Source organism: Clostridium sp. JNZ X4-2, from assembly GCF_054889485.1.
Genome location: NZ_CM142685.1, coordinates 2,892,753 through 2,911,017 on the forward strand (window position 1 = coordinate 2,892,753; position 18,265 = coordinate 2,911,017).

The window sequence follows — 18,265 nt, forward strand, 5'->3', positions numbered from 1 at the left end:
TGGAATTAAATTTTTTATTTGATCCCATTGTTCATCCAATATTTCATAACGTTTTCATGCCATATTTGCAACCTCCGAGTTTTTTATTTTACCTAAAACTCGATTTTTGCGCAATATTTAGTTTTCAGACACGATCTAATCTAATTTATAAATTAGATTTATTATAAATATATTTCTCTACTATTTTCCACACATTTGCAATAGACACCTTAAACAATCTATCAGGTATTAAAATTGTCTCTTTATCTCTATCTATTTTATTCATATTGCACATTGCAGGATATATTTTTATTTTTTTCTTTAGTGTTCCTATATTTATCCAATAATTATTTTCTCCTTTTATAATGTGACCTGGTTCTTCCTGCAATTGTGCTATTTCTTCAAGTGTTTTCATATAATCAATTTCTTTTTTTTGATCAACTTCAGCTAATTCACCCTTTCTCACCCAGTTTAACAACTGTAATCCTGCCTTGCGATCCAAATTTGCCCTGATAGATTGATTCCAAAAATTTTGCAAACAATTTGGGCATGCTGTTTCACAATTACATTTTTTTAATCTATTTTCAGCTTCGTCCATCACTTCCTCTATTAGATCTGCAACTCTATTTGCATATCCAGCTCCACTTGATAAACTATCATATAAATATATATCTACATAAATACTTTCCTTACCATATCTTAACCGATATCCTGATCTTAAATCACTAAATTCAATATCCAAGACCTTACTAGCTGCTAGTGCTAATGCTTCAGATAATGATGTCGCTGCGGGTATTACCCATATGTTTAAACTATCTTTAGCAATATTAATATATTCATTTTCCAATTTTAATTCTAAAACGAGCATATCAGTATGTATATCACAGCCCAAAAATACTTTTTGTCTCGTATGAGAACATTCTTGCATATCTTTCTTCCATTTATAAGAAACTTTATACGGTCTCTTTCGTTCTTTTTTATCTTTACCCGAGCTTACACATGGATCAATGGCACCACATTTAGTACATAAATCAAAACCTTCATCATCAGGTCCTTTATTGACGAGAATCAATTGCTGATCTTTTCTATTTTCCATACAAATCAGCCCTGTTTTTGATATTGAATCCATTTTACTTGTATCACCATAAACTGAAGCATAGGAAGGTTTACTTACAATGGAGTATTCTTGATTATCTCTCACTTCTGGAATTTTCATTCCATCTCTTGCTGTAAATCCCCAAGGTTTAATCAAAATTTCTTCCCTTAAACTACCTCCACACAATGGACAAACTCCTGTTTTGTTTTCTAATCCAAACCATCCACAGTCATGATTCTCACAACAATAAATGCGTTTATTATATTCATTCATCTTTAACCATGGTTCCGCAGCTTTATATGCATATTCCTTATTATACTTAGTATAATAATCATATAAACCGCCTGAAATATAGGACTTTTTATCAATAACAAGCATACGGCCCGGAGCATATTCACTAAGGGCAATATCAATACTTCTTTCAGGACTTTGTTCTACTTTACCATATTTATCTTCAACCCAAAAATGTACAATATCTCTTGGGAAAGAGTATGTTGGCAATAGGCCTTCCGTAAAGAGCTCATTCATCAATGAAATATATTTCTCTTTTTCGTCTTCTTCACATTTTTTACTTGCCCTGTAAATAATTGGATTTTTATTAACTTTTACTTTTATTTCTTGAAGCTGCTTTGTTATATCTTTTTCATATTTATCCCAACTAATTGAAATTTCATCAGGTATGAGTCTTCTTACTCTTTCTTGTGACAATGGTAATCTATCTTTTAGCCATTCAATGAAATTTAGATAATTGGGCTTTACTTCCTCTGAAAAGAAATTTATAACATCTATGTCAGCCATACTCATTTCATAGGACATAAAAAATTCTTGTAATAAAATCAAATTCAGATGTCTTCCGATTAGTTTTTCATTAGTATAGTCAATCCAGGGTATTCTGGGATTACCTGAAATAATCTCTCCTGGATGATTAAAATACCATGCATCATGCGGTCCATTTTCTGTATATGTTACAATGGTAGAAACAGCTGCACCTTTCCTTCCTGCACGTCCGGAACGTTGTTGATAGTTTTCCCTCATAGGCGGTATATTTCTCAAGCCAACTGCTGTTAATGACCCAATATCAATTCCTACCTCCATAGTAGTCGTACAACTTAAAATGTCAATTGGCTCACTATTCTTTTTTATTAAAATATTTCTAAAAAGCATTTCATTTTTTTCCGTAGTTGCCCAAACATCATTTTCTTGGCTTTTATGAGATAATTGTGCTGTATGCTCGTCAGTCACAAAGTTCTTAATTTTTCTTCCTTGTATCGCTTCTATTACAGGCTTTCTCCAAAAATCATATCTTTCTAAGTCTTTTTGTGACATCTCTGATAAATAATCCTTACTGCCACAATAAATACAACTATCAAATAAAGTAAATGTAGATGTGCCTGAACACCTATTGCATCTATACCATTTACCATTTTCATTTGTTTTTAACATCAAATTGCTCGACAGCAAATATCTATTATTATGAGATACATGGCTGTCTTTGTTTACATCAGTAAGCAGTAAAACAAAATTTCTTCTCATCTCTTCTATCTGATTTTTATTTATTCCATTTGACTTTAGTATTTCAATCAAATATTTAGGAAACTTATCTTCTTCTCTAATACCTAAGTTCCCTTTATCGAAAGGTAATATACTGTTCCTCACTTCATCAGATACTGATGGAAATATAGCTATATCTTTAACTAAAATATTTTGAATCCATGTATTATATATATTTCTAATAATATTTACATCTAATCCAGTATTTCTTTTTACTCCTTTTAATACTAATTCCTCCAATTCCTCTGCATCTTCACCTTTTTCTAAAAGAACAATTTGTCCTAAGCAAAGGTTATTAAAAGAACGATAACTATCACTGATGTTTTTTAAAAGAAGCTGATAAAACATTTTAGGTGGAGTTCCTAACCTTCTCGCCATTCTTTCATAATCTAACCCTTTTTTATTTTTACTACCATACATATCTCTATAACGTTCTAATTGTTCATTAAATTCTTTTTTTTCATCTCCATAAAAAAATGAAATATTATTTTCCTCAACAACCTTAAGAAATGCATAATACAATATATCAAGCGATTTCTGCTCTTCACCATATCTTTTATTTAACTCTTTTTGCGCCATAAAAATGGCTTGTCTTCCTGCATCTCCATCAGTCGCTATTGTCAAATCACGTGCTAGTGTAGCTGCACGCTGCCTACTGTCAGAAAACAGGAGCACTTTTTTTCCCTCATTCTTCAATTTTGCATTTTTAACTGGCTGATCTATCAACTGCTCTGTAACTAAATTGGCAAAAGGTTCATTTCCCCTTACCCTAAATGGTGTTGGATTATTTTTTTCTCTCCCGCAATTGGGACACATCTTAAAAGTATACATTTTTTTATCTTTATCATAAGTTCTCGGTATTAATACTCTAATAAATCCTTTTTTATTAGAAAATTCTTCTCCTTCATATAAAATTCCTGTCTGACTGTTAATATATCCAAATATAGATTCTTTTCTTGATTTACTATTTTTTACTCCCTCTTTAAATATATCATCTTTAGTTCTATACTTTGGTGCCAACCACAAATGTATTTCTCTAGGATTATCGATAAATTTACTGCTATCCTGCCATAAAAACGTGTGATATCCCATATCTTCACTTTCTTTAAATGCTCGAATAAATAATGTGCCACATCGTCTATCTCCGACAAGCTCAAAAACCCTTCCTCCACATTTAGGACATGTAAAATTAGGCTGATTGCTAATATGTCCTATTTTTATTCCCATTATTTCATGATTATCTTTACACTCCGGGTTTATACAAGCATATATACCATTTATTCCCCTGAATAATAAATGCACTTTAGCTGAAAGTAATACCTTACCATCTCTAGATCGTGATAATGCTCCTAATGCTAATAAAATCTCCGTTGCCTTTTCTGCATCTTCTTGAGAAACTCCTTTAAAAACACATTTGGCAATTTTCTTAAATGGAACAGCACTACCACTGCATAATCTAATCAGTTCCAACATAGGTGGATATTTAGATAATTTTTCATAGAGCCAATCATTATAATTATCTGTAATTTTCCCCCACTTGAATGATTGCGAGAGTATAATAAGCTGATCCTTTAAATTCTTTTCATCACCCTGTAATTTATCATAGTCAAGCTGTAAAAGGCAATTCACATCTTCTTTATTACCTTTTTCATGACCTAGTAGCAGCGTTTTCTCTCCTTCAATAATAGAAAATTTATCTTTTTTCAAACTTTGCCCTGTTAAACCACAAGCAAATTCTCGTAATTCCTTTTCACTGTTAGGCGGTACACTAGCACTAGTTAATATACATTTAACTTGTTCTCTGCTAATATCTAACTTATCCAATAGTCTTCTAATAAGTAAAGAAACTTCTCCCCCTGCAGCACCTCTATACATATGAGCTTCATCTATGACTAATAAAAGTTTATTATTTATTGAACGTTTTAACCATTTTCTTGTCTTTTCCCAAAAGCACTGCTCAATAGGTCTCATAAGCATAAATTCAAGCATACTGTAATTAGTAATAAGGATATCAGGGCATATTTTCTGCATTTCAGTACGCGTCAGAAGTTCAGCATCATTCTCCCCGGTTACTTGAATTCCCTTATCCAGGGCACAAATAAAAGCATTTAAATCTTTAGCTGGAATTTTTCCTGCTTTTTTCAATTCTTCATATAACATTTTCTTATATTCACCTTTTTGATAATATGTACTTTTCAATAATTTAGAAAGCTTCTTATTTTTATTTTTATCTTCTTTTCCTGAATAAGGTGTACGTCCCGTATACATACCAAACCTTAATCTTCTGACATCATTATTACTTTCCTGTTTCATAAGGTTCATATAAGCATCATCTGCTCTTCCTACAATATTGCGTATTCTTCCCAGTTGATCTGATACTAGAGCATTCATTGGATATAAAATAAGTGCTCTTATACCTTCTTGTTCCCAATTATTTATATCAGCAGCTGCTTGTCCTATCATCTCAGTTAATATAGGCCAAAGAAAACATTCTGTTTTACCTGAACCAGTCCCAGTCGTAACTAACATATCTTTATCATGATAAAAAGCTTCGAGTGCTTTAACTTGATGTGAAAAAGGTGTATCAAAAACACCTAAATTATTTTTTACTAAATAATCTAAGTATCTCTTTATATTTTCATCCAAATCTGCATTTTTAAATCCTTCTATCTCAACCTTATAATTTTGTGTTACTTCAATAAAAGGCTCCCGGAACAATACACCTTCTTCATTTAACATTGATTTTGTAGCTTCTAGTAACAAATCATTTTCTGCAAAATATTGAGCCTTAATATAATTTGCAAGTTTTTCCTTTAGCTTTTCATGTATCTTTCTGATTCCTAATTGACTCACTATTTTTCTCCTTTCTATAGTTATTTAAATACTACTTGAATCCCTAATCCATCCAGCATATCTTCTATATCTTCCCACATAAATACAGGAATTTCTCTTAAATAAATATCGTCATACGTTCTTTTAGGCCAGGATGACATTAAAAGTATTCTGGTCTCTGCATCAGGTAATCTACTATGGCAATGCAATTCTATTATTTTTCCATTTGTTTTTGCTTTAAATATTGCAGGCTTACCACGATAATAATCCAAAGCATACATAATTCTGTTTATCTCTTTCTCCCTATAATACCATTCATCCAGTTTGGCCGTAAAAAATTTTCCTTTTTCATGATACAGTAAAACATAATTGCATTTCTGATCACTTCTTCTAAGTAATGAAATACCATTAGGAATACATGATCTATTAAGTTTTCTCCAGGCTTTGCTGTGCCACAAGCCATTTTCTCCACTAAAATATTCATAGTCATCTTCTAATTCATCTAGCTGCCAGGAAGCATTTTCTTCTAAAGATCTATAATATTCCTCTAAGTTGCATTCAGGTATATTAAACACTTTCCTATAATTAGGTTCACATTGTTGCTTTTTATTTCTCCATTCTCCCAAGCCAACAGCACAAGCCCCTTTAAGACTACTGTTCCAATCTACACCACCCAAAATCAATTCATTGTTTTTAAAATATACTATTCGCTCAGGTGATGATGTCAGCCACTGTGTTTTACATGTTTTATTTATTTGATAACAAAAAATCAATTTTTCAATTATATAATTACTCAACTCTTTTTTTACTGACCGGGTGTCATTTACTTCTGTCCACTTTTTTAAATGAGGAATTGCATTAACTAACCCATTAGCAACATGTCTTAGTCTTTCATTTACATAGCGTTGACTTACGCATGGATATTCTCTTTCAGTTTCATTCATTATTTCAACATAGGAATTTCCTAGGATTTGAACTTTTGCCCAGGCTGCTAACGCACAATATATAACTCTACTACCATACTTCTCATCTGTTTCACTATCAAAAGGATACATTCTTAAATCCTGTGAAATTTGCGATATCAATTCATACATATTATATTAATCACCTGCTATAGATTCCTTTAAATCCTGTGTAAAACAATCAGGATAGTTATCTATATTACTCCCTATTTTTTCTTTTATACCATCATCTTTAAACATTGATTTTAAATCACATATACTTAAGCATTTAAGCGCATTTCCCATATCCTCCATATTCATATTGTACAAATAAGCTAGTATGAGGCTTCTAGTAATTATATAGGGATTTTTAAATCCAACATATTCAAGCAGTTTACTTAGCTTTTTATAACTATCCTTTATATTCAATTCACTTTTTCTAATTGATCGCAACATTTCCGTATTATCGGCATAATTATAATTACATTGTATCACTGGTCTAATATCTAATATTTCAATAAGTGCCAGATATTCAAATAAATATGACGGCATTAAATTAACCATATCAATATCTTCACATGAAATCAATATAATTTTATTGTCTTCTTCTGATTCAGTATACTCTTTAAAAAGCGGCAGCATTAAAGATTCATTCATCTGACCTATTGCATTTTCTATTAAAATAATCTTTGCTTCAGAATTATGATAAAGATCTATCAATTCATTTATTTTACTATATCCTGCTGGTAAGGTTATAATAAGAGGTGTTTCTCCTGCATATGAACAGCTTATGGCTTTGGCAATTTCCCTGGTCTTGCATCCTACAATAAGTGGTATCATTTTAGCTGCCAATACACTTATTACATAATCTGACCATTCATCTCTATCTCTTCCTACACCTATGTTTTCAAGATTGAGTGATATTGTGTCACTCCATTCATATTTATCTATACCTTTACATAGATCTATTTTATTACACTTAGTTTGATGCTTAATATACAACTGCATATTATTCTCTTTTGTCTGCAATTCCTTTATATTTAAAACTGAAGATTCTAACGCTGATTCAATAAGCTTTTTATCAATATTATTAATAAAATCACTTAATACACTGTTATATTCTTTTAATTTTTTCTGAGATTTTTCTTTTTGCTCATTTAAGTTTATAATTTCTTTTTTTAAGTCAGCAACTTCTTTTCGCAATTTCCTAATATTTTCCTCTAAGCTATTCTTTTCATATATTTCTCTATCTATTATTAATTGATTCTCTTTTTTCCATCTTACCTTGTATTCATTGCTATAATCTTCATATTGTCGATTTAATTCATTTTCTAGGTACTCAATCTTTTTATTTTGATCTTCATTTATATCTTTTAACTTTTGATTTTTCTGATTTTCCTTGTTTATATTTTGCTGCCACTCTTCTTTGTTATGGTTTAATTCTCTCTTAACTTCATTAATTTTAGATTTCAAAGATTCCGATTTATTTTTTAAATGCTCATAATTTTTTTGTTGCTCATCTATATATTCATTTTTTTCATCAAGCTTTTGATTTATATCTTCAATAATATTTTCTTTTTCTAAAATCTGTAAACTTAAAATCTGATTTTCGTTTTTAAATTTATCTTGTGCAATTTTAAGTTTTTCCTCATATTTTATCTCTAATCTTTGTTTTTCTTCCCTTTGCACTTGTTCTTTTATTTTCTTACGTTCAACAGCTTTTTCAATACTGCTTTCAATCATTTTGGCCTGTTTTGTATTAAGATGAATTTCATTTAGATCTAAAAATAATAAAACCCATTTTGAACTCTTTTTTATATATTTTGGCTCTATTTTTTCTAATAAAATATCTACTAATTTTATATAGTCTTCTTCTTCACTACTTTGTATTATCTTTTCCATATTTTGCATTGAATCCATTTTTGATTTTATGTATTGATTAATTTCATCTAACTTTTCACTTACATTTTTTTTAACAAAACTAATTACTTTATTATTTTTCCGTCTAATCTCATTTGAAAAAGCATTTGGCACTTTAGTTGGCAATACTAGCGAATCCAACTTAAAATCTGATCCATCAAATTCATTTCCAAATGATTTTCTATTTTTCTTTAAAAATTCTATTAATTCAGACGTTATAGGCAAAAAAAATTCTATCATTAACTTTATTTTATTTTTATCCAATTTTTCCAGTTGAATCATAGTACATATTTTCCTCCATTTCATGTAAAAGTCCCTGCAGATTTACAGGTACTTTTTCTGTCCAAATCCATTTATATAAGATTTTATAGATCTCTCTGTTTTCTTTAGTAAGATTTCTTTTAAGCTTGTACAATAATATTTTATTTTCATAAGTCGAAGGGCCTGTAACCGCCCCTTTGTATTTATAAAATTTTTCACATATCCCTTTCCAATCTATTTTGCTATACTTGCAAATTTTATTATATCTGTAATATATATTTCCGAATCCCCTGCAATCAATATTTACTGTACTTCCGTAAGCTATTCCCTCTAAGCCATATCTACCTGAATATACACAATAATTATCTTTTATTACTCTTGCTATAACTGGAACATTAGCATCAACAGACAAAATACCTTTTTCAGGGACAGAATCATTACTCTGACTATAATCAATAATCTTCCCTTCAATATCTTTTATTATTATTTTAGGTTCTAATAAATTTTTATCGTTTAACCTCTTTTTATAATTTAAAATATATTTAATTTCTGCTGAAACATACGTATCATCTGCATTATCTAACATTTTTTGATTTTTAATTACTTTATTTGTAATTACAACGGCTTTTTCACTGCATACAGATATATCAGAGATTTTAAAGGCCCTATTTCCCGATAAAAAATACATTTTCCCATCTTGTATCTCGTAAAGGTATTCGCCACTACTGTTAGGTGAATGATAGAACCAAGCTGCGTCACCATCAAAAGTAAGTTCTTTTCCATTACATACAGCAGGCGGCCACAAAGGTATAATTTCATTTATTTTCTCAGTAAGATGATAGCCTTTTCCTTCTATAAACTGTCTTGCTTCTTCTGTAAATTTTGTAATTTCCATTTCATATATATTAAATAGTTTTCGTTTCCAAGTTTCCTTTAATTTAATTTGACCTATATTTTTAAATACAATACCGTTAACCCAAGGTGCTTTTTCTGAAAACATCATTCTGTATTTTTTACCAATGTAAATATTTGCCTTTATAGTTACACGATATCCCCCTTCATTATTAGCATGATATATATCATTTTCTATATCAATTCCTCTTATTCCATACAGCCATTTTCTTCTTACTTCTTCAAATTCTTTGTCTGGTTTAATACTGACATCTATCCATTTAGTAATATAATATACTGGATAATAGCCTAAATTTTCTACACAACACCACCTCTTCTTATTTATAAAAACTTCTATTCGATTTTCTATCAATTTATTTCTGCAGTTTTCGCTTATGCTAGGAAAATAAGCACGGAGTTCAAATTTATTTCCATCGTTACATAAATATAATGGAATTCCCCCATTATTAATATATACAACATCTGCTGCATTATCAATTTTTCCATAGACTGTATTTTCATGATACTCAGGACATGTACGTTGCAAAGGTGTCCTCTCTTTTATCACATTATGTGCAAAACAAGGTTTTTTACCATTCCTCAAAACTAATTTTTCCGTACAATAAGGGCAAAAATATTGTTTCCATTGTAAAGCATTTTTATAATGTACTTTTCTGCCTTCTTTATCAATACCAAATTTCATTCTGTACCTCCACACAAATTACATAAGATTGCCAATATTCAATGTAGAATATCAGACTTTATAATCCCCTTCATCTTCCGCAACTTTCCCATAACCTGAATGTGCATGGCTTTCCACATTACCACACATTAATTCAGCCTGCTTCATTACAGTTTTCAAAGCACTTTTAGCCTGTTTGGGAGGATAATCATATTTTTTCAAAAGTCTCTTTATAATTCTCCTCATACCTGCCTGGGCACTTTTTCTTATACTCCAGTCAATAGTTATATTTTTTCTGATTGCTGCAGTCAGCTCATGAGCTATTTTCTTCAAAACATCATCTTTCATAAATTGTTTTACAGCATCATCTGCTGTCAGGGCGTAGTAAAAAGCAACCTCATCTCTATTCATTCCCAAATCTTTTTCATTCTCCACATCTTTCTTCATTTCATTAGCCATTTTTATAAGTTCTTCTACAACCTCTGCATTGGTAATAGCCTGATTTCTATACTTATTCAGAGCCCTCTTGAGTTTTTCGGAGAATTTTTCCGACTTTACAAGATTGCCTTTCTCCATGGTCTTTATATTACCTTCAAGCAATTTTTTCAGCATTTCCACAGCAAGATTTTTATATTGTATATTTTTGATCTCTTCAAGGAACTCCTCTGATAAAATTGATATATCAGGCTTTTCAATACCCATAACATCAAATACATCTATTACTTCCTCCGATATTATGGAACGCTGAAGCATTTGGTTTACTCTTTCTTCAATCTCTCTTTTGGATTTTTTCCGAAGCTTTTTGTCCTGAAGCTTTGCAAGGCTTGCCTTTACACATTTAAAATAACTTACCTCAAATGCGGATTCTTTCCCTTCAGGTGTAGCTGCACAGAGCGAATGGGCTTTTGCAAGTTCTACTGCTATCTGTTTGAATTCCTTCTGCTCTTTTTGAGATTTTCCCAATACAAAATTCATTCCGCCGGTAATTGCCCTGATTCTTCCCGCCTGTGACTTACCCATATAATCGGAATAATCAAAACCGTACATCATGTCCTGTAAAATTTCCAGTTTTTCCAGCATGACCGCCACCGCTGCAGAGGTATCTATTCCAGTATTCTTCCTGTCATTGTCCGTATACTCATTCAAAGCCTTTTTTAAACTTTCAAGAATACCCAGATAATCAACTATGACCCCACCAGCCTTATCCTTAAAAACTCTATTGACTCTTGATATTGCCTGAATTAAATTATGGCCCTTCATAGGCTTGTCAATATACATTGTATGCAAAGATGGAACATCAAAACCTGTAAGCCACATATCACGGACAATAACTATTTTAAGTTCATCCTCATTGTCCTTCATCCTTTTGGCAAGAGTATCACGCCTCTGTTTCCCTCCAATATGTTTTTGCATCCTGGGCTCGTCCGCAGCGCTTCCAGTCATGACAATTTTAATCTTACCCTTGTACAAATCATCACTGTGCCAATCCGGCCTCAATTTTACAATTGCATCATACAGATCCACACAAATCTTTCTGCTCATACATACAATCATGGCTTTTCCATCGACGGTTTTGGCCTTTTCCTCATAATGATTCACAATATCCTGGGCAAGTTTTTTGATCCTGTTAGGCGATCCAACCACTGCCTCAAGTCTTGACCATTTGGATTTATTTTTCTCCTTTTCCCTTTCTTCCTGGCCTTCTGTAATTTCTTCAAATTCATCATCTATCTTCTTGAGTTCTTCATCATTGGTCTCAAGCTTTATTACCCTGTTTTCATAGTATATTTTAACTGTGGCTTCATCCTCAACAGCCCTTGTCATATCATAAACGTCTATATAATGGCCGAATACCGCCGGTGTGGATTTGTCTTCATTCTCAATGGGTGTACCTGTAAATCCTATAAAAGAGGCATTGGGAAGTGCATCCCTCAAATGCGTGGCATATCCATATTTTACCTTACCTGTTTTAGCATCTGTTTTTGCTTCCAGACCATACTGGCTTCTGTGAGCCTCATCAGCAATAATTATCACATTTCTCCTGTCTGTTAAAACCGGCATTTCATCACTCTCCGGCCTGAATTTTTGAATAGTGGTAAATATAATTCCACCGGATTCCCTGTCATTTAACAGATCATAAAGTCCATTGATTTCTCTTACATTTTCTTTAACCTGCTGGTTTTTCTGTTCATCGGTCAATTTTCTCACATCAGCCTGCTTGGGAGTCTGCCTGAGAAGATCCTCCGATTTCGAAAAGGTTCTGTACAACTGATCGTCCAAATCATTTCTATCAGTTATAACCACTATAGTAGGATTATTGAATTTTTCAGCTAGAAGTGCTGCATAAAATACCATGGTAAAGCTCTTTCCCGAACCTGTAGTATGCCAGACAACGCCTATTTTCCTGTCTCCATGGGCACTTATTGCAATTTTAGTTTTCTCCAGTGCCTTTTTAACGGCAAAATATTGATGATACCCTGCAAGTATTTTTATTATGGTCTTTTTATCCCCAATTTTGTTTCCATATGAATCCTTTTCCTCTTCTTTGGATTCCTGAAATAAAATAAAATTCTTAATTATATCAACAAATCTTTCTTTCTCAAACATTCCCCTAAACAGCACTTCGTACTGTGGAACAGACAGAGGCTCAATATTTTCTCCATCTATGGTTCTCCAATTCATGAATCTTTCTTCATTAGAGGTTATGGTTCCAGCTTTTGCATTAATTCCATCAGATATTACACAAAAGGCATTGTAGTTAAAAAGAGAAGGTATATCCCTTTTATAGGTTTGAATTTGATTGTAGGCATTTTCAATCCCTACATTTTCATCAGAAGCAGATTTAAGCTCAATGACCACTAGTGGAATACCATTTACAAATACTACAAGATCAGGTCTTCTCTCTTCATTTTCAACAATGGTAAATTGATTTGCCACCAAAAACTCATTATTGCTATTGTTTTCAAAATCCACAATATAAGCTCTTTTTGTCCTTGCCAGTCCGCCTTCCATATAGGAAACTTCCGCACCCTCCGTTAAAAGTCTATGAAAATGCCTGTTGTTCTCCTCAAGCACAGGACTGTTAAAAGTTATTATCTGCCTGTAGGCATCTTCAAGGGCTTCCTCCGGCAAATCCCTGTTTATTCTAAACAGTGCATCCTTAACTCTATCCTTTAAAATGACATTCCTATAATCTTTCCTTTCAGGATAATCTCCGTCACAGGATATATCAGGCGCAAAAACATAATCATATTCAAGTTCCTTAAATATTTCTACAGTTGCCTGTTCAAGCTGATCTTCCGTAAAATTTTCAAGTGCACTCATAGCATAACCCCCTCCTTATATTTATTTTATCATCTTATATGACATTTCTATACAAAAAACAACTATTTGCTTCTATGGAAAATTTTTATATTGCCTTAACAATCTTTTTCATGTATAATTTAAATACAATAACATATGTTAATAATATAGTGCTTAAACGAGGCAAGTGATTCTCACTCCTTGCTATTCGTCAATTGGCATTATTCAATAGACTGTTAAGAATCTTAGTTGTTTGGTGAGTGATTTAATCCTTACTAAATGTACTAGGATTCTTTTATTTTACTATATTTTAACCAATCATATATCTTAATCAATCGTCTAAAATTAGTTTTATCAGTACTTGCACCATTACTAAAAATATCAGGATTATTTTTATAATAATCTCTTAAAAAATTGCCAAGTGATTCAATATCAATATTTTCCTCTTGTAAAAAGGAAATTAGCCATAAGCTCTTATTAGGAGCATTATTTGGTACAATATCATTTACAGTTTTATCAATGTAGTCTTGTCTTTTTCTATTGGTACGTATATATCTACTTAATAGATCCTCATATCCTGTTTTAATTGCACGCTGCACATATGCAGGTATTTCAACTGTCGCTTTTGATATATATTTGTATATTGGAACACTTCCCGTATTACGTTTAAGCAGTATAGGTAAACTTTCAGTAACTACAAGATTAGAGTCATAATTTCCATTATCAAATAGAACATCCTTAAATATTTCTTCAACCTTTAACCCACAATATCCTTTTTTACCAAATTGAGATAAAACTCCTACACCAATTACAACTTCTATATTATCCAGATTTTCATCATCTTCTATTCCAACAACTTTCATTTTTGTAGTAGGTTCATTATTGATAACCAAGTCATAAATTTCTTTCTTAAGTCTTCTTAATACAGCAGTATTATATTTAAATTTATTTTTTAATAATGCTTTATATAATCTAGAATAATCCTTAATATATATCCTCGTCATATTTAAAGTTTTTTCATCTTCAAAAGATATACTATGAGTTGATATTTGATCCTCCTCACTTGAATTATTCCATTCTACAAAAATAAGCCTTTTTTTAAATTTCTCTAATTTTTCCTTTGAAAGACATTTCACTATTGCCTTTAAAATACTCTTAATATCTTTATCTTCAATAGAATACCCAAGAAAAATAATTGGATGTTCCAAGAAAATGGTCAATATCTTGGCTGCAAGATATGCATTATTTTCCTCAAAATTCAAGTAATCTTTCTCATTAATTACTATGGAATCCGGTTCAGTGCAACAGCCATGAATTTTATATATTTCACCTACTCCCTGTATATTTGAAAATATAAGTTCTTCTTGTCCTATAAATCTCCTATAAGTATATAAACTGTCTTCTATAAAATTATCATAATTTGTTGTAATAACTGCTGCTATACTCTTTTTACCTAGTTTCTTGAACAATTTAATTTCATCAGCATACTCTTCCTTAACACTTAGAGAATTATTTTTAATATATTTAGCAATTTCTATTTTCAATGGCGAGGCTCCTGCTAAGGCAAGTTCTTTATATTCTCTCCTACTCTCCTCAAACTTAGGATCTTCAAACCAAATATCCGATAAATCACGTTCTATCAATTCTGCTATTTTCTGAAACTCACCAATTTTAAATCCCTCATTTTTAGCCTTTCTACTATATATTTCAAATGCGAACTCATTATCTTTAGTCAATTTTGCCATTTCACGCAAAAGAGTTTCCCAATTTGCCAACCCCAAATATCTTCTAGAGATGCCAGCACCAATAAATAAAACTGGTGCTGTATCAAAATTTCTAAATACATCTTCGAGTTTTTCTATTCTAATCACCCTCTTTTTAATTAAGAGTTAATAATGGAAAATCATAACCCAACTCTTAATTCTACATTCTTAATTATCTAACGGTACTCTTATTTCACCTGACATTAGTTTAGGAAGTAATATGTCTCTTATTTTAGTAAGTCTTTCATTTTCTTTATAATTGTTAGATACTTTTGACATTATTGCTGAAAATATATCACCTAACTGCTTTTCTACATTTTTATTATGAGAAATTGCTATTTTGTATTTTAGTATTGTACTTTTAGATAAGTGTAATACTGTAGTCCCACTAACATATCCTAGTGCATATTTTTTAAATCTATAATCCTTCAATACAAAATAAATTAAGCAATTATTATATTCTTTAAATTTAGGTATAACTTTTACTGTATCCATTGACATAATTATTTTATCATACTTCCCTTTTGTAAATATCATTATAGGATTTCCTATGATTTCAGCTTTTTGAGTTAAGTCAGTATGTGCAACTATTACATCATTTATATTTACATAATGATGTTGTTTCACCCTATCAGAAATAACAATTTCTTTTAGTCCATCTAATTTATAATTACCATTTCTATCAAAATTTTTTATTGTAACCATAGCATCTTTTGACTTTAAGAGTTCTTTCCCTTTATATGAATATCCATTATAAGTATTAACTAATTGTCCTAATTGAACAACTTTCCAGTCCTTAGGAATCATTCCCAGTTTACTTTCAACCATCTGTCCACCACTTGATTTATAAGGCTTCCCTTCTTTATTAGGAAACTCAAAGTCCACAAACCAGTGTTTGAATATAGTTTGTGCTATTTGTTCCAGGTTTTTGTTGATTTGATTGTTAATTTCTATTTTATTTTCAAGGTCGTAAATTATTTTTACTATTTTTTCTTGTTCCTTTATATTTGGATATGCTATTTCAAGTTTTCTTACATTATGTTTAGTTATTGTTTTAGTAACACTTCCTTGAGCCCTACTTTTTATATATTTTTCATGATTTTTCATAAAATAATATGCATATTTCTGATTAATAATTTTCTCATTCATTCTTATAAGAAATAAATTCATTGCAAGTGAAACTTGTTTATTAAAATTTGGAACAATATAAACACTGCCTGCATTTGCAATTTTATTCATTAATATATCATTCTGATATACTTTTGTTTTTTCTAAAAAATTATATGCCTTTTCTGTTATATACTTAAAATCTTGCTTATTGAAAGCATTTTGTTCAAAATTTGTTGTTCTTATCATAATTGCATAATTTTCTTCATCTAATAGTTCTACATTTTCTTTCAATTTTTTATATGAACCATTGGCATGATAATCTGTAAGTACAGTTATAATTTCTCCTAAATTACTAATACTCCAATCTACTGGGTATTTACCGAATTCAGCTTGTTTAAAATTATTAAAACTCATACCCAATCCCCCTTAGATTTTTCCTTATCTCCTCTTCTAAACGGTGGGATTTATCAAACAATTCCCCCAGCTCACTTGTCAAAGTCTCCATCTTTTCATCAAAAGGAATTCCATCATCTTCTACTTCTTCTATTCCTACATATCTTCCTGGGGTCAATACATACTCATTTTCTCTCACTTCTTCAAGCTTTGCTACTTTACAAAAACCTTTAATGTCCTCATACTTTCCATCTATATTTCTGTAATTGTGGTAGATATCTGCAATTTTTTTTATATCTTCTTCACTCAGCTCCCTGTGCCTTCTGTCAATCATTTGTCCTAGATTTCTTGCATCTATAAATAATATTTCATCTGCTCTGCTTCTAAATTCAGTATTATTCTTTTTATTCTTGTTTAATATCCACAGTGAAGCTGGTATGCTTACTGAATAAAAGAGTTTATCCGGTAATGCTACTATTGCATCTACCAGATGTGCTTCAACTAAATTTTTTCTTATTTCTCCCTCATTTGAAGTATTCGAGCTTAGTGAACCATTTGCCAGAACTATGCCTGCACAGCCATTTGGAGCCAGATGATACACCATGTGCTGAAGCCACGCATAGTTTGCATTTCCCTCAGGCGGGATACCATATTTCCACCTGACATCTTCTGTCAATTTATCACCACCCCAATCACTTATATTGAAAGGTGGATTGGCTAAAATAAAATCAGCTTTTAATGTTTTATGGAGATCATTATGGAAAGTATCATCATTATGTGGTCCTATATTTGCATCCAGACCTCTTATGGCAAGATTCATTCTGCAGAGCTTCCATGTAGTAGAGTTTAACTCTTGACCATAAATAGATAAGTCATTGATTCTTCCCTGATGTCCTTTAATAAATTTTTCACTTTGAACAAACATACCACCGCTGCCGCAGCAAGGATCATATATTCTTCCCTGATATGGCTCTATCATTTCAACTAATGTTTTAACAACTGAAGTTGGAGTATAGAATTCTCCACCGCCTTTTCCCTCTGCATCTGCAAACTTTTCGAGAAAATACTCATACACCCTTCCCAGTAAATCCTTCTCACCATTATTATGAAGCTTTATAATAGAAATTAAATCTATAAGCTCTCCAAGCCTTCTTTTATCAAGTTCTGGTCTTGCATATCTTTTATCTAAAACACCTTTAAGTGTAGCATTTTCTTTTTCTATTAAAATCATGGCATCATCAATTAATTGCCCTATCTTAGGACTCTTAGCATTATCTTTTATATAATTCCATCTAGCTTCTTTGGGAACCCAGAATATATTCTCTGCTTCATATTCATCTCTATCCTCTTCAAAACCTTCTCCCTCTTCCACAAGTTCCTCATGCTTGGTTTCAAATTTATCGGAAATATATTTTAAAAATATAAGCCCCAATACCACATGCTTGTATTCTGCCGCATCCATGCTGCTTCTCAGTTTATCCGCAGACTTCCACAGTGTTTCCTCAAATCCAATATTTCCTGTTGACATTGTTTTATTCCTCCC

Annotated in this window: 8 protein-coding genes; all 8 read right to left on the reverse strand. The window is 31.3% G+C overall.

The window, feature by feature from the left end:
- Nucleotides 1-145: 145 nt before the first annotated feature.
- On the reverse strand, nt 146-5,479 hold the full coding sequence (locus tag ACYUJ6_RS13940; RefSeq protein ID WP_229980505.1) for a DEAD/DEAH box helicase: 5,334 nt from the start codon (nt 5,477-5,479) through the stop codon (nt 146-148).
- A 20-nt stretch (nt 5,480-5,499) separates the two neighbouring features.
- The gene (locus ACYUJ6_RS13945) at nt 5,500-6,552 is read right to left on the reverse strand and encodes a hypothetical protein (protein ID WP_461843321.1); all 1,053 of its coding nucleotides are present in this window, start codon (nt 6,550-6,552) and stop codon (nt 5,500-5,502) included.
- 6 nt (nt 6,553-6,558) lie between these two features.
- The gene (locus ACYUJ6_RS13950; RefSeq protein WP_461843322.1) at nt 6,559-8,583 is read right to left on the reverse strand and encodes a hypothetical protein; all 2,025 of its coding nucleotides are present in this window, start codon (nt 8,581-8,583) and stop codon (nt 6,559-6,561) included.
- Nucleotides 8,576-10,174 (reverse strand): competence protein CoiA family protein, encoded by a 1,599-nt coding sequence (locus ACYUJ6_RS13955; protein ID WP_461843323.1) that lies wholly within the window; start codon nt 10,172-10,174, stop codon nt 8,576-8,578. Before ACYUJ6_RS13955 ends, ACYUJ6_RS13950 begins: the two co-directional genes overlap by 8 nt.
- A gap of 51 nt (nt 10,175-10,225) precedes the next feature.
- Complete coding sequence (locus ACYUJ6_RS13960; protein ID WP_461843324.1) at nt 10,226-13,477, reverse strand: type I restriction endonuclease subunit R; 3,252 nt, start codon at nt 13,475-13,477, stop codon at nt 10,226-10,228.
- 263 nt (nt 13,478-13,740) lie between these two features.
- Nucleotides 13,741-15,327 (reverse strand): SIR2 family protein, encoded by a 1,587-nt coding sequence (locus tag ACYUJ6_RS13965; RefSeq protein WP_461843325.1) that lies wholly within the window; start codon nt 15,325-15,327, stop codon nt 13,741-13,743.
- Between the two features lie 60 nt (nt 15,328-15,387).
- Complete coding sequence (locus ACYUJ6_RS13970) at nt 15,388-16,743, reverse strand: restriction endonuclease subunit S (RefSeq protein ID WP_461843326.1); 1,356 nt, start codon at nt 16,741-16,743, stop codon at nt 15,388-15,390.
- Nucleotides 16,733-18,250 carry a class I SAM-dependent DNA methyltransferase gene (locus ACYUJ6_RS13975; RefSeq protein ID WP_461843327.1) on the reverse strand — a complete coding sequence of 506 codons (1,518 nt, stop codon included), beginning with the start codon at nt 18,248-18,250 and terminating at the stop codon, nt 16,733-16,735. The genes ACYUJ6_RS13970 and ACYUJ6_RS13975 overlap by 11 nt, the downstream gene beginning before the upstream one ends.
- Nucleotides 18,251-18,265 lie beyond the last annotated feature (15 nt).